Source organism: Bacillus luti, assembly GCF_009739945.1.
GTDB lineage: Bacteria > Bacillota > Bacilli > Bacillales > Bacillaceae_G > Bacillus_A > Bacillus_A luti.
On sequence record NZ_CP040336.1, the window covers coordinates 2,144,115 to 2,169,950 of the forward strand.

20 protein-coding genes, 2 pseudogenes and 1 riboswitch are annotated in these 25,836 nt (G+C 36.6%); of the genes and pseudogenes, 18 read left to right on the forward strand and 4 right to left on the reverse strand.

Annotation, left to right across the window (positions count from 1 at the left end; genetic code table 11):
* Positions 1 to 325 precede the first annotated feature (325 nt).
* From EUC40_RS11005 to EUC40_RS11025, 5 genes and pseudogenes are all read left to right on the forward strand, one after another.
* Positions 326 to 1,557: pseudogene (locus EUC40_RS11005) on the forward strand (DUF4073 domain-containing protein).
* Between the two features lie 217 nt (positions 1,558 to 1,774).
* Entirely contained in the window at positions 1,775 to 2,770 is a 996-nt protein-coding gene (gene cuyA / locus EUC40_RS11010) for a D-cysteate sulfo-lyase (RefSeq protein WP_071710630.1), read from the forward strand.
* A gap of 582 nt (positions 2,771 to 3,352) precedes the next feature.
* Positions 3,353 to 4,042: a YwbE family protein gene (locus tag EUC40_RS11015; RefSeq protein WP_156575057.1), complete on the forward strand. Its 690-nt coding sequence runs from the start codon at positions 3,353 to 3,355 to the stop codon at positions 4,040 to 4,042.
* A gap of 167 nt (positions 4,043 to 4,209) precedes the next feature.
* Positions 4,210 to 5,655: a L,D-transpeptidase gene (locus EUC40_RS11020; protein ID WP_156575059.1), complete on the forward strand. Its 1,446-nt coding sequence runs from the start codon at positions 4,210 to 4,212 to the stop codon at positions 5,653 to 5,655.
* Positions 5,656 to 5,847: 192 nt separating this feature from the next.
* Positions 5,848 to 6,246, forward strand: a complete 399-nt coding sequence (locus tag EUC40_RS11025) for a DUF1259 domain-containing protein (protein ID WP_156575061.1) — start codon at positions 5,848 to 5,850, stop codon at positions 6,244 to 6,246.
* 239 nt (positions 6,247 to 6,485) lie between these two features.
* Here EUC40_RS11025 and EUC40_RS11030 read toward each other — a convergent pair whose 3' ends face one another.
* Complete coding sequence (locus tag EUC40_RS11030) at positions 6,486 to 7,088, reverse strand: hypothetical protein (RefSeq protein ID WP_156575063.1); 603 nt, start codon at positions 7,086 to 7,088, stop codon at positions 6,486 to 6,488.
* Between the two features lie 367 nt (positions 7,089 to 7,455).
* Here EUC40_RS11030 and EUC40_RS11035 point away from each other — a divergent pair, with 367 nt between their 5' ends.
* The 7 genes and pseudogenes from EUC40_RS11035 to EUC40_RS11065 all read left to right on the forward strand — a co-directional run bounded on the left by EUC40_RS11035 (position 7,456) and on the right by EUC40_RS11065 (position 16,041).
* Positions 7,456 to 8,934, forward strand: coding sequence for a DHA2 family efflux MFS transporter permease subunit (locus EUC40_RS11035; protein ID WP_156575065.1), 1,479 nt, complete (start codon positions 7,456 to 7,458; stop codon positions 8,932 to 8,934).
* A 632-nt stretch (positions 8,935 to 9,566) separates the two neighbouring features.
* The gene (gene cypD / locus EUC40_RS11040; protein ID WP_156575068.1) at positions 9,567 to 12,764 is read left to right on the forward strand and encodes a bifunctional P-450/NADPH--P450 reductase; all 3,198 of its coding nucleotides are present in this window, start codon (positions 9,567 to 9,569) and stop codon (positions 12,762 to 12,764) included.
* 280 nt (positions 12,765 to 13,044) lie between these two features.
* Positions 13,045 to 13,464: a MarR family winged helix-turn-helix transcriptional regulator gene (locus EUC40_RS11045; RefSeq protein WP_071746565.1), complete on the forward strand. Its 420-nt coding sequence runs from the start codon at positions 13,045 to 13,047 to the stop codon at positions 13,462 to 13,464.
* Positions 13,465 to 13,776: 312 nt separating this feature from the next.
* A complete protein-coding gene (locus EUC40_RS11050; RefSeq protein WP_156576932.1) occupies positions 13,777 to 14,127 on the forward strand; it encodes a DoxX family protein in 351 nt (116 codons plus the stop codon).
* An 83-nt stretch (positions 14,128 to 14,210) separates the two neighbouring features.
* On the forward strand, positions 14,211 to 14,702 hold the full coding sequence (locus tag EUC40_RS11055; protein WP_156575070.1) for an anthrone oxygenase family protein: 492 nt from the start codon (positions 14,211 to 14,213) through the stop codon (positions 14,700 to 14,702).
* Positions 14,703 to 15,205: 503 nt separating this feature from the next.
* A pseudogene (locus EUC40_RS11060) lies at positions 15,206 to 15,460 on the forward strand (RNA-guided endonuclease TnpB family protein); the annotation flags it as partial.
* A 329-nt stretch (positions 15,461 to 15,789) separates the two neighbouring features.
* Positions 15,790 to 16,041 (forward strand): monooxygenase, encoded by a 252-nt coding sequence (locus EUC40_RS11065; protein ID WP_156575072.1) that lies wholly within the window; start codon positions 15,790 to 15,792, stop codon positions 16,039 to 16,041.
* A 448-nt stretch (positions 16,042 to 16,489) separates the two neighbouring features.
* Here EUC40_RS11065 and EUC40_RS11070 read toward each other — a convergent pair whose 3' ends face one another.
* Positions 16,490 to 16,972 carry a PRK06770 family protein gene (locus EUC40_RS11070; RefSeq protein WP_156575074.1) on the reverse strand — a complete coding sequence of 161 codons (483 nt, stop codon included), beginning with the start codon at positions 16,970 to 16,972 and terminating at the stop codon, positions 16,490 to 16,492.
* A 349-nt stretch (positions 16,973 to 17,321) separates the two neighbouring features.
* Between EUC40_RS11070 and EUC40_RS11075 the strand changes: the two genes are divergently transcribed.
* Positions 17,322 to 17,654 (forward strand): DUF1904 family protein, encoded by a 333-nt coding sequence (locus EUC40_RS11075; RefSeq protein ID WP_001120970.1) that lies wholly within the window; start codon positions 17,322 to 17,324, stop codon positions 17,652 to 17,654.
* A 151-nt stretch (positions 17,655 to 17,805) separates the two neighbouring features.
* On the opposite strand, the gene EUC40_RS11080 is transcribed toward EUC40_RS11075, so the two are convergent.
* A complete protein-coding gene (locus EUC40_RS11080; RefSeq protein ID WP_156575076.1) occupies positions 17,806 to 18,198 on the reverse strand; it encodes a VOC family protein in 393 nt (130 codons plus the stop codon).
* A 111-nt stretch (positions 18,199 to 18,309) separates the two neighbouring features.
* Here EUC40_RS11080 and EUC40_RS11085 point away from each other — a divergent pair, with 111 nt between their 5' ends.
* Positions 18,310 to 20,619, forward strand: coding sequence for an AAA domain-containing protein (locus EUC40_RS11085; RefSeq protein ID WP_156575078.1), 2,310 nt, complete (start codon positions 18,310 to 18,312; stop codon positions 20,617 to 20,619).
* A gap of 75 nt (positions 20,620 to 20,694) precedes the next feature.
* Positions 20,695 to 20,796: riboswitch (SAM riboswitch) on the forward strand.
* Between the two features lie 88 nt (positions 20,797 to 20,884).
* Positions 20,885 to 22,090, forward strand: coding sequence for a M20 family metallopeptidase (locus tag EUC40_RS11090; protein ID WP_156575080.1), 1,206 nt, complete (start codon positions 20,885 to 20,887; stop codon positions 22,088 to 22,090).
* A 159-nt stretch (positions 22,091 to 22,249) separates the two neighbouring features.
* Here the strand turns inward: EUC40_RS11090 and EUC40_RS11095 are convergent, their stop codons facing one another.
* Positions 22,250 to 22,690: an Lrp/AsnC family transcriptional regulator gene (locus tag EUC40_RS11095; protein ID WP_156575082.1), complete on the reverse strand. Its 441-nt coding sequence runs from the start codon at positions 22,688 to 22,690 to the stop codon at positions 22,250 to 22,252.
* A 168-nt stretch (positions 22,691 to 22,858) separates the two neighbouring features.
* On the opposite strand from EUC40_RS11095, the gene EUC40_RS11100 reads away from it, so the two are divergent.
* The 3 genes from EUC40_RS11100 (at position 22,859) to EUC40_RS11110 (ending at position 25,712) form a co-directional block, all read left to right on the forward strand.
* The gene (locus EUC40_RS11100) at positions 22,859 to 23,623 is read left to right on the forward strand and encodes an SDR family oxidoreductase (protein WP_156575084.1); all 765 of its coding nucleotides are present in this window, start codon (positions 22,859 to 22,861) and stop codon (positions 23,621 to 23,623) included.
* Positions 23,624 to 23,902: 279 nt separating this feature from the next.
* Positions 23,903 to 24,499 (forward strand): TetR/AcrR family transcriptional regulator, encoded by a 597-nt coding sequence (locus tag EUC40_RS11105; RefSeq protein ID WP_156575086.1) that lies wholly within the window; start codon positions 23,903 to 23,905, stop codon positions 24,497 to 24,499.
* Positions 24,500 to 24,542: 43 nt separating this feature from the next.
* The gene (locus tag EUC40_RS11110) at positions 24,543 to 25,712 is read left to right on the forward strand and encodes an MFS transporter (protein ID WP_156576933.1); all 1,170 of its coding nucleotides are present in this window, start codon (positions 24,543 to 24,545) and stop codon (positions 25,710 to 25,712) included.
* Positions 25,713 to 25,836 lie beyond the last annotated feature (124 nt).

A 25,836-nucleotide genomic window follows, 5' to 3' on the forward strand; every position in this document is an offset into this window, starting at 1 on the left:
TAAAGGAATCTCTATTTTTGTTTTATGTATTTTTATGAATGATAAAGTACTTTATTGAAATTGTGTAAAGGAAATTAAAACACAACATATTAAACGAAGTGATTTATCGTATAAATTTACATTCAGTTAATATTAGTGGGTTAATAGAAAAATTAATGTTACTTGTTAAATGGGGCGTGTAAAAAAGACAAAATCTCTTAAAAAACACTTAAATTTTTACTCCATCAATCTTTACAATCTCCCCCTATAATGTGAATTGGACAAGCACCTAAGAGAAGGCAGAACATGTCAGTTTATACATTCAATTATTAGGGGGAGAATTTGTATGAAAAAGACGGTTGCTTCATTAGCTGTTATGGCGGCGTTATTACCGACATTTTCAGTATATGCGGAAGGGAAAGAGCAAGTCCGAAAGTCAGCTACAACTTTTAACGTTATTAGTGATATTCAAGGGGATTTAGGGGATTTTGATCATGTGCTAAAAGATATGAACAAAGTGACGCCACTTTCTAGAGCGCTTATTATGAATGGGGATATAACATCAACTGGACAGCAGTCACAATATGATGATGTGAAGCGTGTGTTAAATAAAAATAAGGTTCCGGGAAATGTATGGTCAACAGTTGGGAATCATGAGTTTTACGCTGGTAAATGGACGGCGGATGGGAAACTTTCTCAAAATACATGGCCAAATGGTGTAACGGAGGAAACTTTATTTAACCGCTATCTGAAATTTAGTGGGCAAGAAAAGGTATATCATAAAAAAGAATTAGACGGTTATCCGCTTCTATTTTTAGGAACTGAAAAATATATGAAATACCACGATTCAAAAATGTGGGACGAAGTATATATGAGTGATGAGCAACTAGGTTGGTTAAAACAAAATTTAGAAGAGTACAGCCAAAAAGATAAAAATAAACCAATTTTCATTTTCTCTCATCACGTTTTACCGGATACTGTGTCTGGATCAAGACAATCACCGTATTTACAAGACTATTTAAACGTTGATAAATTGTACGATATATTAAAAGACTATCCGCAGGTCGTTTTCTTTACGAGTCATACGCATTGGGATTTAAACTTACCGGACTGGGCTGGTAAAAGAAAATTGCAGGTGGAGATGAAAAAGGATTTACAGTTGTAAATACGGGTGGAATTGAAACGGGCTGGATGTCAGCTGGACCAAATGGCGGAGAGAAAACTGCTCCTGATGGATATTCATTTAAACAAGGACTACAAATAAAAGCATACGGTAACGACGTAATTGTAACAGCTTACGATTATAAACGTGATAAAGATATTAAAAAATTATTAATTAGTGATTCGAAAGTTGCACAAATGGCACCAAATGTTACAGCAGATGACAGTAAAAACGTAATCGTCGGTGCAACAGAATACATGGAGTATTCTATAGAAGGAACGAATGAGTGGCATACGTATAATCCAGGGAATCCTCCGAAATTTGATGGGGACAAAATTGTATACGTACGCCATAAAGGGGAAATGAATTTACAGCCAGGATTAACGCAGCTACTTCGTTTTTCGGTAAATAAGTAATTGGAAAGGGCCTACTTTTTAATGAGTGGGCCTGTTCTATTTTGTCGGTAAGTCGATATAAATTTCATGTACCGTAATGAAGTTATAAAACGGTAAATGCAATGTCACGTACCGGATTTCAATACATTTTAAATTCAGAAAGATGACTTCATCATTTTTACATGTAATAATAGTATCGTTACATATATTGTGAAAGAAGTACAAAAGGAGCGTTACAATGAATTTATCTAAATTCCCAAGAAAAAAATATACAGAATCATATACACCAATTGAAAAGTTAAACAATTTTTCTGAAGCACTTGGTGGCCCAACTATTTATTTTAAACGAGATGATTTACTTGGTTTAACAGCTGGTGGTAATAAGACGAGAAAGTTAGAGTTTCTAGTTGCGGATGCGCAGGAAAAAGGTGCTGATACGTTAATTACGGCTGGTGGTATTCAGTCTAACCATTGCCGTTTAACTCTTGCGGCTGCGGTAAAAGAAAAGATGAAATGTATCCTTGTATTAGAGGAAGGGCTTGAGCCAGAAGAGAAGCGAGACTTTAACGGTAACTATTTCTTATATCACTTACTAGGTGCTGAAAACGTAATTGTTGTACCGAACGGAGCAGATCTTATGGAAGAGATGCAAAAAGTAGCGAAAGAAGTTAGTGAAAAAGGTAATACACCATATGTAATACCAGTTGGCGGATCAAACCCTACTGGCGCAATGGGATACGTTGCTTGTGCGCAAGAAATTATGGCGCAATCATTCGAGCAAGGAATTGATTTCAGTTCAGTTGTTTGCGTAAGCGGTAGCGCTGGTATGCACGCTGGTTTAATTACTGGTTTTTCTGGAACACAAAGCCAGATTCCTGTAATCGGAATTAACGTAAGTAGAGGGAAAGCGGAGCAAGAAGAGAAAGTAGCGAAACTTGTAGATGAAACTTCAGCTCACGTTGGTATTCCAAACTTTATTTCACGCGACGCTGTTACGTGCTTCGATGAATACGTAGGACCAGGTTACGCGTTACCAACGCCGGAAATGGTAGAAGCAGTACAGCTGTTAGCAAAAACAGAAGGTATTTTACTTGACCCAGTATATACAGGTAAAGCAGTTGCGGGACTAATCGACTTAATTAAAAAAGGTAAATTCAATAAAGAAGACAACATTTTATTCGTACATTCAGGTGGTTCACCAGCTTTATATGCGAATACGTCTTTATTTGCGTAAGTGTGAAAAGCATTGGGTATCCAATGCTTTTTTGTTATATAATGGAATTATTAGGAAGTGAGAGGGGCGATTATATGAGTTCAAATTTAAAGTGGATCATATATACGGTACTTAGCATTTCTATTCTATTAATTGTATTTGTGGCTTATGGTGTGTATTCGTATTTTACATCGTGAAGAGAAGTGGGATTCAATTTATCCCGCATTAACGGGCAGTAAGACCCCCACCTCAAAATTCAGCGGAAGCAAAGAAGTTAGGTGGGGGATCAACTGCCCGTAAAAGCCCGATTGGTGAGGGCTAATAATCAGTGGGGGATGAACAAAACCCCCACTGATTAAAGTTTCACTTTATTGTTCAGTTTCAAAACTCGATGTAGTTAGGTGCCCAATTACCAGAGAAAAACGGAGCTACTTTGTTTGAGGTTATTACCGAAGAGAAAGTATAAAAAATATATGGTACGTAACTTTTGGCTTTCCTCCCAGAAAATAAATGTATACGACAAATTATGACAAAGGAATACATATACGTTTGTTATACTATGAAAGTTATTGATTTGTAATGTATATATAGGAGGATTTTTTAATGTTAAAGAAATTATTATTACTTGTACTGATGAGCTTGTGCGTAGTTGCTTTAAGTGCTTGTAAAGGTGATGAAGAAAAATTAAAAGCGACAACAGATGAGCAAAAAATAGAGGAAGATAAAAAAGTAGCAAAAGAAGAAAAAGCTAAACAAGAAGAGCAACAAAAAGCAGAGGAAGAAAAACGCAAGCAAGAAGAGCAACAACGAGCAGAGGAAGAAAAACGCAAGCAAGAAGAGCAACAACGAGCAGAGGAAGAAAAGCGTAAGCAAGAAGAGCAACAAAGAGTAGAGGAAGAGAAGCGTAAGCAAGTAGAGCAGCAAAGAATTGAGGAAGAAAAGCGTAAGCAGGCAGAACAGCAAAGAGTAGAGGAAGAGAAGCGTAAGCAAGCAGAACAGCAAAGAGTAGAGGAAGAAAAGCGTAAACAAGCAGAGCAGAAAACTCAGCAACAGCAGTCAATGCAACAAGCGAGCACACAAAAACAAGAAAAAACAACACAAGCAACGAGCGGGAAACCAACAAGATCACAAATTTCAGTTGGTTCACATGTAGTTATTCAATTGGATAATGACTATAGTAAGACTGTAAGCGGTGTAGTGAAAGATATTTTAACAAATAGTGAAACACATCCGTACGGAATTAAAGTTCGATTACAAGATGGGCAAATTGGCCGTGTTCAAAGTGTTAATTAATGAAAAAAGATTAGCAAAATGCTAATCTTTTTTATACATTTAAATGTGGATTTACTGTTACTTAAAAATTTAGTCAAAAATAATGAAATTTCAGGAAAAATAAGGTACACTAGTCAATGGTTTTGGTTTAAAATCGATTGACGTTAATGTATACGGGGGAAAGATTGATGAACAACAATCCAGTAAATGAATCAGTTGAAGAAGTGGATAAAACACGGGTAAGATCAAGGAAACGTTTTACAAATTGGAAGCTAATCGCAGCGGGTATTGGTGTAATTGCACTTCTCAGTGGGGGAATGAGTTATTATCAGGCAACGCACTTCAATTCAAATGTTACGATTAACGACACAAAAGTCGGTGGTCTGAGTGCTGATCAGGCAATGCAGAAATTAAAAACTTCTGGACTAGCAAATAAAGTTTATGTCGATCAACAGCAAATTTTAGATGAAAAAGAGACAAAAACGGAACTTACGGAAAAAGATTTGCCGCAAGTTGAGAAACTATTAAAAAGTCAGTGGACATTTTTCCCTTCTGGAAAGGAAAAAAATTATTCATTGCTACCAGAAGAGGTAGATCAGTATCGTAGTAAAACGATGAAAAAGCTTGTAGAAGAAAAGCTCATCTCTATGAATGAAAAATTAAAGGCGCCTCAAGATGCTATGGCGAAGCTTGAACAAGGAAAAATTGTTATCTCGAAAAGTGTTGATGGAAAACAGTATGACGTTACGAGTCTACTGAAAGATTACGACAAGCAGAAGCACAAAAGTGAGATTCATTTGAAGTCTACATACATACAGCCTATTAAAGAAGACGATCCGATTATCAAAAAAGAGGAGAAAGCACTACAGAATCTTCTTGGGCAGTCCGTTGAATATAAAGTGCAAAATGAAGTGTATCCTTTAAAAGCGAAAGATTTAATTCAAAATGCCTCTATGTCAAAGGATATGAAAGTGACAATCGATGCGAGCGACATTAAGAAAAAGATTACAGAAATTAATAATGCTAAATCTACATTAAATAAAGACTTCGCTTTTAAAACACATTCTGGTTCGGTCATATCAGTAAAAGGGCAAGGATACGGCTGGGCATTAGATGTTGAAAAAGAGACAAAACAAGTTCAACAAACCTTTGAGAAAGGTGAAAAATCGCTTTCTGCTTCTAATATTCACGGAAATGGTTGGAAGAAGGAAGGTATCGGCTATGAAACAACATCGAATAATGGCATCGGAGACACATATGCAGAAGTTTCCATTGCAGATCAACAAATTTGGATTTATAAAGATGGGAAATTAGTAGTCACAACAAATGTAGTAACTGGTAAACATAGCACGGGTGAAGATACATCACCAGGTGTGTGGTACGTTCTATACAAACGAACACCATACACGCTAAGAGGTAGCGCAGTAGGGAAAGCTGATTATGCAGTTAAAGTAGATTACTGGGTTCCATTCACAAATAGCGGTCAAGGGTTCCATGATGCCGGCTGGCGAAAAGACTGGGCAAATAATGCCTATTTAACAGGCGGATCAGGTGGGTGTGTGAACCTTCTACCTAATGTTGCAAAAACTGTGTATGATAGTATGAACACGTATGATCCAGTTATCGTGTACTAGAAAATAGAATATTAATAGTTTTAAATTTAGAAAAAAGCAGAAAATCAATCTTGATTTTCTGCTTTTTTTCTTGCTATCGATAACGAAAATTTTATTACTAATTTCGTATACTATCATCTTTTTTGTAACGAAATAGATTCATTACCGTTTCAGACCTATGTATTCATTCATAACCTAACAGTAAAAGGGGAGATGATGAAAGGTATGGCATGTAATGATGAATTAATTTGTCAACAGTTTGCAAGAATTATCGGCGGGCAAGAAGGATTCGCCGGCGGGAAATGTGTGGCAACAATAAATCGAGATGAAATACAAGCAACAATCTTAGGAAAACGTTTTAGGGTAACAACATCCTTCTCATTCGAATCACGAGATTATAAAACTGGACGAGCGTTATGCCTAGGACGGGTAGCGCTCTTACAAAAGGAAGTTACGGAATTTGTTGCTACAATTATTAAACAAGGAATAATCGTTTCGTCTATACACAACGAGTGGTTATGTGATAATCCAAATTTGATTTACGTTAATATCGAAGACGTTGATGATCCACTAGATTTCGCAAGAAAAGTTAGAAGAGCGTTATGTAATTAACTAATTTCTTTCGTTACATGAGTGATTTTGTTAAGTAGAATATTTCAGATTGTTGAAAGGTTTTATAAAGTGAAAGAAGGCGTTCCATGTTTGGAATGCCTTTTCTTGATGTTTTATAATTTTAAAGACGAGGAAACGAACGTGGAGGGAGTAGTAGAAGCATGTTTGAGAGGATTAAATCAATGAAAAGGAAGTGTTTTTAATTCGGGGCTATGGACCTATCCTCTCGTTCTAATTCACTAAAAGAAGAACTTCCCCATACCCATTAGACTACTAAGCATTCCAATTCCATTCATAGTGCCTTTTCCTACTGTAAGTAAGTTTCCAAGCATTCCTGGCTGACCGTAACCTCCGTTATTCCCCCATCCCATGGGACTTATCTGTCCTCCCCATCCTGGAAAGTTTCCGAAAGCCCCCCAGTTATTGGTATTAAATTTAAAAGCTTTAGCTGGCGGTGATAGTAAAGCGGCAAGATGCCCTTGTGCGAACATCCCTGTATGATTGAATGGTTGGGCCCAGGGGAAGGGAGGTTTTTGAAAATTAAAACCTGCATGGCTTGGTAATGGAGTCCAACTAACAGGATGTCCTTGGGGCATCATCCCTGCATAATGGATTGGCTGCCCCCAAGAGAAGGGAGGGGATTGGGGATTGAAGCCCGTATAACTGGTTGGTGAATTCCAACCAAATGGATAGACTCGATAACTCCAATTCTCAGGAATCTTCAGACCATTCATTCCCTCAGCTTTAGTTATTTGGGGCTGTGAATATAATGATGATATTGAAATATGGTTATTATATTGTTCCCCGTTTCCCTTTGAATTCAAATAACAATATTGGTGCATAAGCTTATTCCCCTCACTTTAAAAATGTAATGTTAGACTTAGCCTATGTAATATTCCTTTTTATGGATGGTTACATAACCAGAGCTACAAGCCTGTATTTAAAGGAATGGGTGTGTGGTCTTGTTGATTTATTTTAGAAGGGTATTTTCATTTGCTCCTCTTGTTTATTTCAGTCTAATTTAATTTTGGTTAACTAATGTGTTTACATATTCATTCAAAATTTTAAGTTGGGTAAGTAGAATTGCTAAAAAGAGAATATCCATTCGAAGAGTTTGGCAAAATACTGCAAGGGTAATATATTCTCGTGCAAATATGCAAACGAGTTAAATTAATCAATGGAATTGATAATGAAGGGGCAAATAAATATATGAGTGAAACATTACATAAAAGAAAACCACCATATTTAATGCTTGTAATCCTTTTTATTGGGGCATTTGTTTCATTTCTAAATAACTCACTTTTAAATGTAGCCTTGCCATCAATAATGAAGGATTTAGACATTAAAGATTATTCAACGATCCAGTGGCTTTCTACAGGGTATATGCTTGTAAGTGGTATATTAATTCCGGCATCGGCATTTTTAATAACCCGCTTTTCCAATAGGAGCTTATTTATTACATCGATGGTGATTTTTATTCTTGGTACGGCCTTAGCGGCTGTAGCACCGAACTTCGGTTTATTACTTACTGGTCGGATGGTTCAAGCAGCAGGTTCTTCAGTTATGGGGCCCTTGTTAATGAATATTATGCTAGTAAGCTTTCCAAGAGAAAAAAGGGGAACAGCAATGGGGATTTTTGGATTAGTTATGATTACAGCCCCAGCCATTGGACCGACACTATCAGGTTATATTGTAGAGTACTATGACTGGCGTTTGCTTTTTGAAATGATTTTACCATTAGCAATCATTAGCTTACTGTTAGGGATTTGGAAATCGGAGAATGTCATGAGACAAAACAAAAATGCAAAACTTGATTACCTCTCATTACTATTATCTTCTGTCGGTTTTGGCGGTTTGTTATATGGGTTTAGTTCTGCAAGCTCCGATGGTTGGACGAATAAAGTCGTCTTAACAACCTTAATCATAGGCGCTATTGCCCTAATTGCTTTCATTATCCGTCAATTAAAAATGAATGAACCGTTATTGGATTTACGTGTTTACAAGTACCCAATGTTTGCACTTGCGTCTGTAATTGCAATTGTCAATGCAGTGGCCATGTTTTCGGGTATGATTTTAACACCAGCTTACGTACAAAATGTCCGCGGTATTTCGCCGCTGAGCTCTGGGCTGATGATGCTTCCAGGTGCGGTAATAATGGGAGTTATGTCACCAATTACAGGTAAACTATTTGATAAATATGGACCGCGGATTCTTGGTATAGTAGGACTTTCCATTACAGCTGTTTCAACTTATATGCTGGCAAACCTGCAAATCGACTCTAGTCACACACATATTATTCTTATTTATACGCTGCGGATGTTTGGGATGGCGATGGTGATGATGCCACTTATGACAAATGGCCTTAATCAGTTGCCAACTCGCTTAAATCCACACGGTACAGCTGTTAATAATACAGCTCAACAAGTATCCGGTTCGATTGGTACTGCTATTCTTGTTACGATTATGAATTCAGTAACAAAAACAAAAGCTGAAAGTCTAATGTCTGAATTAGATCCAACAACCTTCACAGAAGCTACGAAGGCAATGTTAACTCAGAAGGCTTTATTATCCGGAATCCAATATTCATTCTATGTAGCGCTTGGCATGAATGTTGTTGCACTACTATTAGTTTTTTTCGTTAAACGTGTAGATACAAGCCCGGAAGCAGTCGAGAGATTAAATCGGTAGAGTGAAATAAAACTCTACATAATGATTCCTACAAGTTGTTTTGCTACTAAGAAGCTGACAGTTAAAACGGGGAAAGAACTGAAAGAAACAGTGAAATAATTACACATAGCGAAAAAGGATCTGGTATTCATACCAGATCCTTTTCATAAGCAACACAGTATACTTGCTTATCGTATTTGTTTGAATTGACATTAGAAACTACTGGTTTTCCCAATACTACAATTTTTAGCTCTCAATTTTTGATAAACATTATAATAATTCGCTCTTTTTTAATTTAGTATTTTTTCTACAAGTTATAAATCTAATATCAACAAACAACTTAGATTACCAACCTTATAAGCAATATCATAATCGTGAATAGTTAGGGAAAAGATAAAATAAGGTAATCAATTACATATCTTTATCCCAGACGATTCATTGCTATCTTCTTTTTATTGAATGGGATATTTTATCCCACATTAACGGGCAGTAAGACCCCACCTCAAAATTCAGCGGAAGCAAAGAAGTTAGGTGGGGAATTAACTGCCCGTAAAAGTCCGATTGGTGAGGGCTAATAATCCGTGGGGGATGAACAAAACCCCCACGGATTAAAGTTTCACTTTATTTCATGCTTTTTTGAAAGGGTGTTTTTAATGGATAAAAAAGTATCTGCCATTCCTCAGCCGAAAACATATGGACCGCTGGGGAATCTCCCATTAATCAATAAAGATAAACCGACTCTATCGTTTATTAAGCTGGCGGAAGAGTATGGTCCCATTTTTCAAATTCAAACTTTAAGTGATACTATCATTGTCGTTTCGGGACATGAACTGGTAGCAGAAGTCTGTGATGAAACACGGTTCGATAAAAGTATAGATGGTGCTTTAGCAAAGGTTCGTGCCTTTGCTGGAGACGGATTATTTACAAGCGAGACTCACGAGCCTAACTGGAAAAAAGCTCATAATATTTTGATGCCTACATTCAGCCAACGGGCAATGAAAGATTACCATGCTATGATGGTCGATATTGCTGTACAACTCGTTCAAAAATGGGCAAGACTGAATCCGAATGAAAACGTAGATGTTCCAGAGGATATGACTCGCCTTACATTAGATACAATTGGTCTATGTGGTTTTAATTACCGATTTAATAGCTTTTATCGTGAGACCCCTCATCCTTTTATTACTAGCATGACCCGTGCTCTAGATGAGGCGATGCACCAATTGCAGCGGCTGGATATAGAAGACAAACTCATGTGGAGAACGAAACGTCAATTCCAACATGATATTCAATCCATGTTTTCTTTAGTAGATAATATTATTGCTGAACGTAAAAGTAATGGGAATCAGGAAGAAAATGATTTGCTTTCCCGTATGTTAAATGTGCAGGATCCGGAAACTGGTGAAAAATTAGATGATGAAAATATTCGTTTCCAAATTATTACCTTTTTAATAGCTGGGCATGAAACAACAAGTGGATTGTTATCTTTTGCAATCTATTTTTTATTAAAGAATCCAGATAAATTGAAAAAAGCCTATGAAGAAGTAGATCAGGTTTTAACAGATCCCATTCCAACATACCAACAAGTTATGAAGCTTAAGTATATACGGATGATTTTAAATGAATCACTACGTCTATGGCCTACTGCTCCAGCATTCAGTCTCTATGCAAAAGAAGATACAGTAATTGGGGGGAAATACCCAATTAAGAAAGGAGAAGATCGTATTTCCGTTCTTATTCCGCAGCTACATAGGGATAAAGACGCGTGGGGAGACAATGTGGAAGAATTCCAGCCTGAACGATTTGAAGAGCTGGATAAGGTTCCTCATCATGCTTATAAGCCATTTGGAAATGGTCAACGAGCATGTATCGGTATGCAGTTTGCACTTCATGAAGCCACTCTCGTAATGGGAATGCTTCTTCAACATTTTGAATTCATCGATTATCAAGACTATCAGCTGGACGTAAAACAAACATTAACGCTAAAGCCCGGTGATTTTAAGATTAGGATTCTACCCCGAAAACAAACTATCAGCCATCCTACTGTCCCTGCACCTATAGGGGAGAAGCTGAAAACTGATGAAATCGAACGGCAAGTTCAGAAGACGCCTTCTATTATTGGAGCCGATAAGCTGTCACTTCTTGTTCTGTATGGCTCGGATACAGGGGTAGCAGAAGGTATTGCAAGAGAACTAGCGGATACAGCTAGTTTAGAAGGTGTTAAAACGGAAGTGGTAGCTCTTAACGATCGAATTGGAAGTCTGCCAAAAGAAGGGGCGGTTCTTATTGTAACTTCTTCTTATAATGGAAAGCCGCCAAGTAATGCAGGACAGTTTGTGCAGTGGTTGGAGGAATTAAAACCGGATGAGCTAAAAGGTGTTCAATACGCAGTTTTTGGTTGTGGAGATCATAATTGGGCTAGTACCTATCAGCGGATTCCAAGATATATTGATGAGCAAATGGCTCAAAAAGGAGCAACAAGATTTTCTACACGTGGAGAAGCGGATGCAAGTGGTGATTTCGAGGAACAGCTCGAGCAATGGAAACAAAGTATGTGGTCTGATGCGATGAAGGCTTTTGGATTGGAACTTAACAAAAACATTGAGAAAGAACGCAGTACATTAAGTTTACAATTTGTTAGTCGTCTTGGAGGATCTCCTCTTGCGCGAACATATGAAGCAGTTTATGCATCTATACTAGAAAATCATGAACTTCAATCATCTAGCAGTGAAAGAAGCACTCGACATATTGAGATATCCTTGCCAGAAGGCGCTACGTATCAAGAAGGTGACCACCTTGGGGTGCTGCCAATTAATAGTGAGAAAAATGTTAACCGAATTTTAAACCGCTTTGGATTAAACGGGAAGGATCAAGTCATACTGAGTGCAAGTGGACGAAGTGTCAATCACATACCTTTAGACAGTCCTGTTAGTTTATATGACCTTCTTAGTTACAGTGTTGAAGTTCAAGAAGCAGCCACTCGAGCACAAATACGAGAAATGGTGACATTCACAGCATGCCCTCCTCATAAAAAGGAATTGGAATCATTATTGGAAGACGGAGTTTATCATGACCAGATATTAAAGAAACGGATTTCAATGTTGGACCTTCTTGAAAAGTATGAGGCTTGTGAAATCCGATTTGAACGCTTTTTAGAACTTCTTCCTGCGCTCAAACCGCGTTACTATTCTATTTCAAGCTCTCCACTCGTTGCACAGGATCGTCTGAGCATTACGGTCGGTGTTGTTAATGCGCCTGCATGGAGTGGGGAAGGGACATATGAAGGAGTCGCTTCTAATTACTTAGCTCAGCGTCATAATAAAGATGAGATTATCTGTTTCATTCGAACGCCACAATCAAACTTTGAATTACCTAAAGATCCAGAAACACCAATTATTATGGTTGGGCCAGGTACTGGAATTGCACCATTCCGTGGATTCTTACAAGCACGACGTGTTCAAAAGCAAAAAGGTATGAACTTAGGACAAGCACATCTATATTTCGGTTGTCGTCATCCTGAAAAGGATTATCTCTATCGTACAGAACTAGAAAATGATGAAAGAGATGGATTAATCTCTTTACACACAGCTTTTTCTCGCCTAGAAGGACATCCTAAAACATATGTACAGCATTTAATAAAACAGGATAGAATCAATTTAATTTCGTTATTAGATAATGGGGCTCATCTTTATATATGTGGTGATGGAAGTAAAATGGCTCCTGACGTAGAAGACACCCTTTGTCAAGCATATCAAGAAATTCATAAAGTCAGTGAACAAGAAGCAAGGAATTGGTTGGAACGCGTGCAAGATGAAGGACGATATGGAAAAGATGTTTGGGCTGGTATATGAATGTTTCTTAATTAGATAAGTAATATGTAACGAATGAACTTCTTTCGAATAAGTGAATAACTCATTTATAAAAATCCCGTATTTTTATTGAATACGGGATTTTCTTATTTTTAAATAAGCTGGACTGTTACTGTAGAGAAATAGGTAATTCATTTGACAATTAAAATGACCTAATTTAATATATATGTCATAGCATATAATTAATGAAACAAATAAATTCACTGTGAATAATTGACTGGTATGCTATATCCTTTTATGTCTTAATTTATAGAGGTGATACATGAATTTACATGATTTAATAGGCTATCTTGTTCATCGTACTGATGTGAAAATGACTAATTATTTTACTAAGAAATTAAAGCCTTTCGGAGTTACGCCAGAGCAGTGGGGAATTATTAGTGTTCTTTGTAGCCAAAGGGCTACTACTCAAAAAGAGTTAGCAGAAGCCATTGATAAAGATCAAACTACTGTCGTAAGAATGATACAGTCAATGGAGAGAAAAGGAATTGTAAAGAAGGCTTTGAATGACCAAGATAGGCGTTCACATAACCTTTTTTTAACTGAAAAAGGTGACGAGTTAAAGAAAACAATCTTGCCTGTAGTGAAAGACGCTCACCATTTCGTTACGAGTAATTTGAGCGAGGAAGAAATTAAAGTATTACAATCGTTATTAAACAAATTGTATGATACACGCTATTAACATTTGTTCCTTATTGATGCTACGCTATTCATAAGGAACAAACTTTGTTTTATGTATTATACATGCTATAGCATGTGATTTGTTTGTTTTGAGGAATGATGGAGATAGCTTTATTTTGTATGATATTTGATTCAGGATCACTTTTTTACCTAGTATCAGTCAAATTTTTGTATTGTATATGCTATAGCATGTAATTTTTTATCTCTTTAAAATTGAAGCGACTTCCCTATGGTCAATCTCAGGGAATAGGGTTCGGGTAGTGATTACTACCTGAACAATACTGAGTTTTTATCAAATAATAAGAAAGGTGTGATTACTATTTTAGTTTTCATCAATATTGTAAAAGTAGTATTGTTTGTTTTCTTTTTAATGACAGGTACGAAAATTATATCTGGGAAAATGGCAGATGAGTTCAAGCGATTTGGTTTACCCTCGTTTTTTAATTTCTTAACCGGAGCTTTTGAGATTGTAGGAGCGATTGGAATGTTGATAGGAATTTGGATTCCAACAGTAGCTTTATTAGCAGGATTGTTGTTAGGTGGTACGATGCTTGCAGCTGCATTAACTCTTATTGTATTAGCGAGAGATCCTTTTAAGAAAGCGATACCTGCGCTTGTTTTGTTTGTCCTTAGTTTAGGGATAAGTTTGTATCATATTTTTTAAACATAACTGAAAACTGTTAAACTTCATGCGTTCAAGTTGATATCGTTTTGTAATTATATTATAGATAAGGGGTGTGAAAACGTATGAATGAGTTATTATTTTTCAAAATCTTAGCGTTTCTTGCTATATTGACAACAAGTATTGTTGCTGGAACCGTTTTTGCATACTCTAATTCTGTCATGCCTGGACTGCGTAATTCGGATGATCGTACCTTCGTTCTTTCGGTTAGACACTTTACCTCATCAGTGGCTAATCCGATTTTTCTCTTTATTTCAAATGGAGCTCTTATAGCGCAGATCGGTTTTGTTGTATTAGCTGTTTATCTACAGCAATTTGATAAAGTTATTTTAGGATTAATCGCACTGATTAGTTATATTGCCACTCTACTGATCACTTTCACAGGAAATCTTCCGATGAATAGAGCGATTATCTCAGCTGAACTACCTGTAAGGGATTCTGGATGGGATGCACTCAGAGTCGGATTTGAAACCCGTTGGACGTTGCTGAATCATACGCGTACCTTAACGTGCATCTTGAGTGTGTCGGCACTACTAGTAGCGTTACTTATTAATTAGAAATATAAATATATTTAGATAAATAATAGTTAACCGGACAATTCTTAAGGAATCTGTCATTGGAAAATAACTTATCGTTTCTGATTTTATCAGATGAAAACCGGATTGATTTAAAAGCTTACAATGTATTATCATGGTACTCATGAAAAAACTGCTTACTTTCATGTGGAGAAAAACTGTTCAATATATAGGCAAGAATCTCAAGTCTAAATAAATCTCTTTTTATCCTTTTCGGCAAGCAGACTCCATCTGATTTGTGTTACGGGTGAAGCCCAACAATTCAGGTGGAGATGAATTACTGTCAGCGGGTAGAAGAAACAATTTTGTTTCTTTTGTCTTACGATATAATCTGCCCTAGATAAGGAGGGAATATATCGTAGGACAACGAAATTAGATAATGATAATCATAATCATTTGGCTGCTTGGACCAAAAAGAATTACGATGAAGACCATGTTCACATTTTGTTTCGTTCTAAATATTGATTTGTCAAAAGTAATTAACAGCTAGTTTTCTTGATAAAGATCCGGTTCCAGTTTGGTCTAAGGATGATAGAACTCATTATCGCTTTAGTGGCAAACGAATCACGCGTGGTCTGTATCAAAGTAAAGCAGGAACATGTATCCACGCGGATATTAATGGTACGCTGAATACATTGGAAAAATCAAAAGTTGTAGAATTAGATGACAATCTCAAGGTAAAAACGCCGATTCTATTAGAAGTGCAAAAACGTAAGGCTGTTGCTTCGCGCATAGCTTAGTGGGTGCGTCAACCATCCATGTGTACTCGACTTGTCGGGGCTTGTAGCACACGCCGGGTTCATCTGAGTGGTGGCTTCTTCCATAAGGAAGAATTGTTCTTTTTCGAAAGGGTGGTGCAAGTGGGAAAACAATCGTTCGTTGCCAGTACCAACCAAAAACATACTTGGGGTGTTACCATAAGGTGGCATGAATGCTAGAGCGTCAAACAGTCTAGTGATAGACGAAAAGACCTAGCATTCAAACTCAAGCCCCCACTGAAACTTTGTATCTCAGTGGGGGTAGTTGACTACAAGTTGATTTTCCGTTTGAAGATCCTTTTGGTGAAAAAATGGAAAAAGCATTTTGGGATTTAGCAAACAGTATTAACGAAGAAGAAGGATTCCACTGGAAAATATGGACTGAGAATGAAGAAACAAAAGAAGCTGGAGGCATTTATGTATTTGAAGAAAAACAAGATGCTGAAAAATACGCTGAAATGCACAAGAACAGACTTGAAGCAGCTGGTGTTAAAGATATTAGAGTAAGAATTTTTAACATCAATGAAAAGTTAACGGAACTGAATCGTGGTTATATTAAATAATTCCGATATTCGGAGCAAGCTTAAAAAGGAGGGGGATAATCCCCTTCTTTTTTTAATTCTTAAATTGATGGTGGGGGGCTCGCGCAAAAAATCCCTATATAGATAGGGATTCGTGTATCAGCATATAGTTCCTTGAAAAAAGGATGTAACATATGAGAGTTCTTCAATTTGTGAAATTGATGTAAAAGTACTTTGAAAATTGTATTGAAATAATGATTTGTAAAAGGGTACGCCCCTTACTGGGAGGTAAGGGGCACAGGAAATGCAAATTTATTTTAATTTGCTAAAGTAATTATAACATATATACCCGTCTATACATGTTACAAAATTATGAACATAACTATTGTTTAGTAACTAGGAATAACGAAGATGGTATGATTAAAGTTATTTTTAAAGGAATATAACGAAAAAAAATGCAAGAAAAGACCTGATAACAGGCCTGTTTTTGTTATTGTTTCTCAGACTTCCCTTGTTCTAGAATGTAGGCTTCTTCTTGTTCAGGTGTCGCTAATTCGTATGCTTGACCAGTGCTGTTATTGTCCCATTCCCATAATAAATTATGCTCCTCAACGGATTGAGAGAAATCGCCTTCATACCAACGAACCAAAATCTTGAGGTACTGTTCTTTATGTTGTAAGGTTCCACTATTACTTTCATCAATTACTCGACGTACTGTTTCGATGTTTTCGGGAGTCATTTTAATAAATCCTTGCTTTTCGTGAGATAATACTTTTTGATGAGTCATTTTGTGCATTGCATTGATTATATGACGATCAGAATTGAGGTCAAGTATTACCTCTTCACCTTTAATTCTATCAGTCTGCTTTTCCTTAACGTCTGAACCTGCATATGTACCGACTTTGTAACCAGTAAAAATACCAACTGCTATAGCAATAACTAAACTTGATGTGATTTTAATCCACTTTTTCAAACCTCATACCCCCTTTTATTGAAGTGTACCATAAAAGAAGAGCTGTATATCTCTATCCATCTGTTTAATCTACATAAAGCGTCATTATCAGTAATCAGTTATGCTTTATGTTCTGAGGGTAATTAAAAATCGTCGATAAAATTTTACGAATATCTTGATTTGGAGTTCAACCATAGTGTAGAGGATTTTGCTTTATTACTAACTCCTGATTATATTCTTAATGAAAAGCTTCAATAACATATGATCATTCTTAATAATGTCATTGAAATGTACCAATAGAGGTTAGTGCAGCAAAATAAATTGTGTTATGATGTGAGCAAATATAAAGCTATCTAACGGAGGGATTAACATGCCGCATGTTGTGTTTCGTGGAATTACTACTGAACAATTAAAAAGCATAAGCAAGCCATTAGTAGAAGAGCTCGCAGATATCTGTGAGTGTGGTACGGATAATTTTACCTTGGAACTACCAAGTTCTACGTTTGTATTCAATGGAGAAGAAATAGAAGCGTTTCCTCTTATTGAAGTGAAATGGTTTGAGCGTGGACAGGAAATTCGTGATCGATTTGCCAAGGCCATTACTACATATGTAATGGATTTTGGACTTCCAGAAGTAGAGGTTGTATTTACGGTTTTCACAGAATCAGCGTATTATATTAACGGGAAGCATTGTGCAAGTTAGAGCTATTTGAAAGATTTTTATAACATTAAGAAAAGAAATAGGAGAGAATATCCTATTTCTTTTTATTTCTATAATGAAATATGACTGCTAAATCCAAAGTAATGATAATAATTAGAAGTAATACTTCTATCCCGTAAAATAAAGTCTTACTTTATCTCTCCGTCTCAAAAAACTCAATCCACTCTCCATCAGGACCAGCGAAGAATATGTAACGTGTTCCATCTGGTAATGTTTCGATTTCTTCTCCTAGTAAAAAGGTTACGCCGTGTTTCTGTAGTCTTTCAATTTCATCTTCTAACGAATCTACTTTAAAGCAAATGTGATGCACTTTTCCTTCTGCTGGAAGGGTAGAGTTGTAGCCTTCAATTAATTCGAGTATCGTTTCTTTTGATTCTTCCACACCTAAAAAAGCGAGTTTTAAGTTTGGATCTGGATGTCCCATACGTTTAATAAGCTGTAAGCCAACTACTTTTTCATAAAATGAAATAGATGTTTCTAAATCTGCGACCATAAGTCCTACGTGTTCAATTCTTCTAACTGGCATGTGCGAACCTTCTTTCTGAAAATTATATATAAAATAATATTGAAAATTAAGAAAATAAGCAAGATATAATTGTTACAATTTTTAGGGTGTTATATGGTATAGTGAGAAAGTATGTTTGGGGAGAAGGAAGGAGATTATACGATGAATACACCTACTCAAACTCCTTCATTATCGGAAACGATGAAAGAGTGGCATTATGCATTAGCGTATGAAATTAAACATTGGAAAACGATTGGCGGTAGTAAAATTTCTATCATGAACGGTCGTTTTTTATATACAGATTATGAGAATACAGTATACGTATTTCAGCTTATTTCGGAAGTAAGCTTACCTGAAGGTTCACCAATTCGAATTGAGTTCGATGGTGAGGAAGCGACAGGGGAAGTATTATCTGTACATGGATTAGAAATAGAACTGAAATTAAATGATTATATACAAGGTGAAATACGAGAAGCGGTTTTATATAGTGAACCGTGGCAATTGCTAGAACAGCTGCAAGAGCGATTAAAAGAAGCGCGTCAAGATAAGCTAAAACGTAATCGTATAAAACGTCTTGTAGACGGAACGAGCAGTCCGAAGCATCTTGAAAAAATGAAAAATCCGAAAAATGAATTGGCGTATCGTTCGTTTTACAATCCGACAACGTACGTATGGGGACCACCTGGAACAGGGAAGTCGTACAATTTATCGCGTATTATTTCGGCTCATTATCAAAAAGGAAAATCGGTACTTGTGTTAGCTCATAGTAACGCGGCTGTTGATGTATTAATGAGCGAAGTAACGAAGCAAATTGAAAAGAAAAAGAAATGGACGCCTGGTGAAATTGTTCGTTACGGTTATAGTCAACATGAACATATACGAAATCATGAAACGTTACTTGCGTCGAAGTTAGTAGAAACGACGAACGGGTCTTGGGGTGAGGAGAGACTCTATTTAGAAGAGACACGCCAAGAGCTTCGTGAAAAGATTTTATCATATAAAGCGACATCTGCTGATAAGAAGCGTATACAAGAGATTGAAAGTGATCTTCGAAAGCAAAAAGCAAAAATTAAAGAAGTAGAAAAAGAATACATTGAAAATGCGAAAGTAATCGGCGCGACTTTATCGAAATGTGCCATTGATTCACTTATTTATGAACGTACATTTGATTTAGTTGTCGTAGATGAAGTGAGTATGGCGTTCGTTCCGCAAATCGCATTAGCTGCTTCACTTGGAAAACGTATCGTCGTTTGTGGCGACTTCTTACAGTTACCTCCAATTGCGATGGCAAACCATGAACTCGTTCGCAAATGGCTTGGCGAAGATATGTTTTACCATGCCGGGATTGTTGAGTCTGTTAATAAATCAGAAGCACATCCGAACCTTTTTATGTTGCAGGAACAAAGACGTATGCATGCGGATATATCGAAGTTTACGAATTCATTTATTTATAAAAATAGAGTATACGATCATCCGTCCGTTTCAGAACGTAAAGAACTTGCGCAATTGCAGCCGTTCGCAAATGAGGCGAGTGTTTTATTTGATACGAGTTTAATGGGAGCATTTTCATTAAAAGACGCTGCTTCTGGTTCTCGTTTTAATATTATGTCTGGTTTAGTAGCGATGCAAATGATGTTAATCGGACTGTTAGACGGTGTTCAATCGATCGGTGTCGTTACACCTTACAGAGCACAGTCTCGTTTTTTATCAACGTGTATTAGAGAAATGTTGCAGAAAACGAAGTATCGACACATACCAGTTTTAGCAGCGACCGTTCATAAGTTTCAAGGTTCTGAAAGAGATATGATGATCTTTGATACGGTGGATAGTTATCCGCAAGAACGACCTGGCGTGTTATTCTTTGACCATAAAAACCATCGCCTCGTCAATGTAGCGGTAACGAGAGCGAGAGGAAAGTTCATTCAATTATCAGATTGCCATTATATGCGTAAAAACTTATCGAGAAAACAAGCGTTATCACAATTAACAGCTCATATAGAACGTCACGGAGATGTGTATGATCGCACGACATCAAGACAATTGTGGGAGCGAAAAATTTCGAAACGATTACGCTGGTATATGGAAATGAATCTTGAAGAGCCGAAAGGGGTATTAAAAGATATTTTAGCCGCAAAACGAAAAATTATCATTTCACTTCCAAGTACAAAACAAGTGGATAAACGAGTATGGCAAGCGTTAATGCGTACAAATGCGCAAATAACAGTGTATAGTGATGGACCAGTTCCGTTGAAGAATGTAAAGTTACAAAGGCAAAATAAAGCATTCCCGTTTATCGTAATTGATGATGAAATCTTCTGGGCAGGCGCACCACTCACATCTCAAATGATATTTGAAGGTAGTACGGAGTTTCCATACGTATGTGCAAGACTGCAAGCACCAGAAACAATTGGTGTACTAAAAGGATTTTTAGATATTCGGTAAATTCGGATAGGAATTCCTTGACTTTTAATCGGAATGAACTTAGAATGAAAATAATTTAATATAATTTTATGAAAATTCTTATCACGAGAGGTGGAGGGACTGGCCCTATGATACCTCGGCAGCGGATTCTTTATGAATACTGTGCCAATTCCAGCAAGGTAACTTGAAAGATAAGAAAGAAGCTCATTTTGACTGTATATGCAGAAGCCTCTTTCTATCTTTTAGAAAGAGGCTTTTTTACGTGAAAATAAAAGGAGGAAGAACAATGGGAGCGACTGGAGTAACGTCACAAAGAAAAACAATTGAAGAGAGTATAGAAAGAAATAAGGAAAAGTACATAGAAACAAGTCATAATATTCATGCGAATCCGGAGATTGGTAATCAAGAGTTTTATGCATCAAGAACGTTAAGTTTACTGCTAGGGAGTGCAGGGTTCCAATTGCAGCACAATATAGCTGGACATGAAACAGGATTTATCGCGCGGAAAAGTTCAGGAAAACAAGGGCCAGTTATCGCGTTTTTAGCTGAGTATGACGCTTTACCAGGACTCGGTCATGCGTGTGGTCACAATTTAATTGGGACAATTAGCGTTGCGGCAGCAATCGCATTATCAGAAACGCTTGAAGAAATCGGCGGAGAAGTTGTCGTGTTTGGGACACCAGCAGAGGAAGGTGGGCCAAATGGTAGTGCGAAATCAAGTTATGTAAAAGCAGGTTTATTTAAAAACATTGATGCGGCACTTATGATTCATCCGAGTGGAAAAACAGCGACAACGAGTCCATCATTAGCGGTCGATCCACTTGATTTTCATTTTTACGGAAAAACAGCTCATGCCGCAGCTTCACCTGAAGAAGGGATTAACGCATTAGATGCGGTTATCCAGCTGTACAACAGTATTAACGCACTTCGCCAACAACTTCCGTCAGATGTAAGAATTCATGGTGTTATTACAGAGGGCGGAAAAGCACCTAACATTATTCCTGACTACGCCGCAGCTAGGTTCTTCATTCGTGCAGCAACGCGAAAAAGATGTGCAGAAGTAACAGAGAAAGTAAGAAATATCGCTGAGGGAGCAGCATTAGCAACAGGTACAAAAGTAAAAATCCATCAATTCCAAAATGAAATCGATGAACTACTCGTAACAAAAACATATAACGACGTCGTAGCAGAAGAATTAGAATTACAAGGTGAAGACGTAAATCGTAAAGAAAGAGTGGGCATTGGTTCAACAGACGCAGGAAACGTAAGCCAAGTCGTACCGACCATTCACCCGTACATTAAAATCGGCCCAGATGACTTAATTGCGCATACGAATGAATTTAGAGAAGCAGCACGTTCAGAACTAGGCGATAAAGCATTAATTACATCGGCAAAAGCATTAGCGAATACCGCTTATCGATTAATTACAGAAGAAGGGTTGTTAGAGAAGGTGAAGGAGGAGTTTAGAGAGGCGCAGAGGAATCAGGGGTAAGGGTAACTTATTCAACGGGGAATCTAATTAATAAGCAGAAATGTAAAAAAGAACATTGGAAAATCAATGTTCTTTTTTGTTTACTAATTATTGATTTTGCTGCTTTTCCTCAAAAAGGAGAAACTTTTACTGTTAGCGAGAATAATACGTATCCCTTTATCAGAACGACAATTTCTCCTCAAACTCACTCTTTAAAACAATTAAAGGAGACGATAATCCGAATTGCATTAAAGAGTCTAAAAATACAGCTAGGGAATCCATCGACTCGCTCATGACCTTCATCATATAATTAAATTCCCCGCTAATTCGATATAAATCTGTTACTTCGGGAGCGGCATTACAATATTGGATAAAATCAGAGCATTGGCTCGTTTTAAACATAATGAATGCTTGAATGTTTTTATTAATTTTGGAAGGCTCAAATTTTGTTCGGTAAGCTGCTATAACTCCTTGATCTTCAAGTTTGTTAATTCGCTCTTTTACAGCAGGTTGCGTCATGGATATAATTCGTCCTATTTCTGAAACAGAAATTCTCGCATTTTCATACAACAAGTTCATTATTTTGTGATCGATTTCATCCAGTTTTACTGTGTTTTGCATTGGGTTATCTCCCTTGATTTATTTTCTAAAGTAAATTGTAATTTATAACTATAATATCATAAGTAAAGGAACTAAATTACCTATAAATCTATATTTAAAATGATTGGTGTTTACATGAAAATATAAGTATAGGTTTTATTAAACGGAAATTTAGGAAGGATGGAAAAAATGAAGAATCTTGATGGGAAAGTAGCGTTAGTAACAGGGGCGAGTCGTGGTATTGGTCGTGCGATTGCGAGGAGATTGGCAAACGACGGTGCATTAGTTGCGATTCACTACGGCCGAAATAAGGCAGCTGCACATGAAACGGTTAGTGAGATTGAATCTAATGGAGGAAAAGCGTTCTTAATTGAAGCTGATCTCAATTCAGTTGATGGTGTCAAAAAGTTAGTAGAACAATTGAAGAATGAATTACAAATAAGAGTTGGTGCATCAGAGATTGATATTTTAGTAAACAATGCAGGGATAGGTACACAAGGAACGATTGAAAATACGACAGAAGAAGTTTTTGATGAAATTATGTCTGTAAATATTAAAGCACCATTCTTCTTAATTCAGCAAACATTACCGTTACTACGAGCAGAGGGGCGCGTTATTAACATTTCATCAGCTGAAGTAAGACTTGGTTTTACAGGGTCTATTGCATATGGTTTAAGTAAAGGTGCATTAAATACGATGACACTTCCTCTAGCGAAACATCTTGGAGAAAGAGGTATAACAGTGAATACAATTATGCCTGGATATACGAAGACAGATATTAATGCGAAATTGCTAGATAATCCAGAAATACGAAATTTTGCTACGAATTCATCTGTTTTCGGGCGAATAGGGCAAGTTGAAGATATTGCAGATGCAGTAGCGTTCCTTGCTTCTCCTGATAGTCGTTGGGTAACAGGGCAGATTTTAGATGTTTCTGGTGGGTTTTGTTTATAGGGGCACTATTCCGTACCCATCAAGCTAATCAAGTGAATTACTAGATATGAAACGATCCTTGTTTCATATCTAGTAATTTATAGAAAGGTATGCATGATAAAGAAGTCTATTAAAACGTGATTTTTTCGCTAGGCAACTTGAATAAGGGGGCTATTTTTAATTATTCATAATCTAAAATTCAAATTTTATTTTACAGTAACAATAAAACAAATTATTGACCGCGTGGTACAAAAAAGAGTATTCTATTCATGTTATCTTTAAAATGAGAGGAGGAAAAGATTGAATAAACGCGGCAGACCTCGAGAGTTTGATTATTCCTCAATTGTAGATGTTGCAATGAAAACATTTTGGTTAAGAGGATATGAAGGGTGTTCTACACAAGATTTATGCAGTGATACAGGACTTGGAAAAGGAAGTTTATACAATACTTTCGGTAGTAAACATGAACTGTATAAACAAGTATTAGAACGCTACCATGAAATTGGGATTAAGGAACAAAGGAAATTGTTACATACTCCAATTCCAGTTAAAGAACGATTAAGTAATTTTTTTGAATGGGCATTGAAAGAAGACTTTCAGAATGTTGATCAAAAAGGATGTTTATTGATTAATGCCAGTATAGAACGTGCTAAAAACGATTTAATGGTACAAGAAATTTTCTCGAAGCATGTTGAACTTCTTAAACAAGCTATTGTAACAGTGATGGAGGAAGGATTGCAAACAGGTGAAATTTCAAAGAAGCAATCAGCTGAGGAATTAGCTAGTCTGCTTTTAAGCAGTTATTACGGATTCCGTGTTCTTAATGTATCGATGCAAAATCGGATGTTGTCTGAACAAGTTATCAAAGGAGCAGTGGAGTCTATTTGTGGCGCTTAGTGCGCTCTTTTTTTGCACTATTTTTGTACCAATCATTACAATAATGAATAAGGAGTGTTTTTATGCCATCGATTATTTATTTATTTATTTATTAGCTTTAGCAATCTTTTGTATGACTACATCAGAATTTATGGTTGCAGGTATGATGAATGAACTTGCTCTTGCATTCCAGGTTTCTGTATCATCTATTGGGTATTTAATTTCAGCTTATGCAGGAGCAATGGTAATAGGAGGCCCCATTTTAACTGCAATCCTCTTACGAATGCGCAGCAAACAAGCATTATTGTTTTTAATGTTCGTATTTTTAATTGGTCAATCGCTCGGAGCTATTGCTTGGAACTATGATATTATGATGATTTCACGTATTATAACTGGTATTGCTTCAGCTTCAGCTTTTGGAGTTGCGATTTCCTTTTCTGCGACATTGGTTCACTCTGATTCAAGGGGAAAAGCTGCATCAATTGTACTTGCAGGTTTAATGTTCGCAACTGTATTAGGTTTACCTATAACAACCGTTATTTCGCAATATTTTGGCTGGCGTATTAGTTTTGGGGCTGTTTCTGTTCTTGTGCTAGTATCAGGGATTATGATTCAACGGTTGTTACCATCATCTTCAAATAAAGAGCAATTAAATTGGAAAGACGAACTTCTGCGATTTAAGAATATTCATCTTTGGGCAGCTTACGTAACAAGTATGTTCATTATTGGTGGTACGTTTGCGGCATTTAGTTATTTCACTCCGATCTTTACAAATGTCACAGGCTTTTCAAGTGCAAGTATTCCATATTTACTTGCTCTCTATGGTAGTGCGACAGTAATTGGGAATATAATAATTGGCAAGTTCGCTGATAAATATACAATGAAAATACTTATGGGTGGATTAATTATATTAATCATAGCGTTGTCTGTATTTGCTTTAAGTGCAGAGAATAAATACATTGCAGTGATTTCTACGATTTTTATTGGTTTAACTGGTGTAGCATTGAATCCAGCTATGGTTGCGAGGGTGATGAAAACAGCTAGTAATGGAATAATGATAAATACCGTTCATAGTTCTTTTATTACGCTAGGTATTGTTATTGGTTCGTCACTAGGTGGTCTTGGGATTAGTAAAGGATATGGTTTTGTATCTCCGCTATGGATTGGAGCTTGTTTAGCTATCCTTGGGGTAATTTCATTATTCCCATATTTACATAAGGGAAAGGCAGATTAAGATGTTTAAAATTTCTTTATATGGGGTATCGCCACATCACCATCAAGCTAATACTTTCATATCTCCCTAAATTAAAATTTTCTTTCTCTACAGATAGCTATTATTAGAAGTCTCTCATTTTTTC

Bases quoted from the DNA above. Each gene is read 5' to 3' on its own strand.
- cuyA (WP_071710630.1), top strand. From the start codon at position 1,775: ATGAATTTATCTAAATTCCCAAGAAAAAAATATACAGAATCATATACA.
- EUC40_RS11015 (WP_156575057.1), top strand. From the start codon at position 3,353: ATGTTAAAGAAATTATTATTACTTGTACTGATGAGCTTGTGCGTAGTT.
- EUC40_RS11020 (WP_156575059.1), top strand. From the start codon at position 4,210: ATGAACAACAATCCAGTAAATGAATCAGTTGAAGAAGTGGATAAAACA.
- EUC40_RS11025 (WP_156575061.1), top strand. From the start codon at position 5,848: ATGATGAAAGGTATGGCATGTAATGATGAATTAATTTGTCAACAGTTT.
- EUC40_RS11030 (WP_156575063.1), bottom strand. From the start codon at position 7,088: ATGCACCAATATTGTTATTTGAATTCAAAGGGAAACGGGGAACAATAT.
- EUC40_RS11035 (WP_156575065.1), top strand. From the start codon at position 7,456: ATGAGTGAAACATTACATAAAAGAAAACCACCATATTTAATGCTTGTA.
- cypD (WP_156575068.1), top strand. From the start codon at position 9,567: ATGGATAAAAAAGTATCTGCCATTCCTCAGCCGAAAACATATGGACCG.
- EUC40_RS11045 (WP_071746565.1), top strand. From the start codon at position 13,045: ATGAATTTACATGATTTAATAGGCTATCTTGTTCATCGTACTGATGTG.
- EUC40_RS11055 (WP_156575070.1), top strand. From the start codon at position 14,211: ATGAATGAGTTATTATTTTTCAAAATCTTAGCGTTTCTTGCTATATTG.
- EUC40_RS11065 (WP_156575072.1), top strand. From the start codon at position 15,790: ATGGAAAAAGCATTTTGGGATTTAGCAAACAGTATTAACGAAGAAGAA.
- EUC40_RS11075 (WP_001120970.1), top strand. From the start codon at position 17,322: ATGCCGCATGTTGTGTTTCGTGGAATTACTACTGAACAATTAAAAAGC.
- EUC40_RS11080 (WP_156575076.1), bottom strand. From the start codon at position 18,198: ATGCCAGTTAGAAGAATTGAACACGTAGGACTTATGGTCGCAGATTTA.
- EUC40_RS11085 (WP_156575078.1), top strand. From the start codon at position 18,310: ATGTTTGGGGAGAAGGAAGGAGATTATACGATGAATACACCTACTCAA.
- EUC40_RS11090 (WP_156575080.1), top strand. From the start codon at position 20,885: ATGGGAGCGACTGGAGTAACGTCACAAAGAAAAACAATTGAAGAGAGT.
- EUC40_RS11095 (WP_156575082.1), bottom strand. From the start codon at position 22,690: ATGCAAAACACAGTAAAACTGGATGAAATCGATCACAAAATAATGAAC.
- EUC40_RS11100 (WP_156575084.1), top strand. From the start codon at position 22,859: ATGAAGAATCTTGATGGGAAAGTAGCGTTAGTAACAGGGGCGAGTCGT.
- EUC40_RS11110 (WP_156576933.1), top strand. From the start codon at position 24,543: ATGAATAAGGAGTGTTTTTATGCCATCGATTATTTATTTATTTATTTA.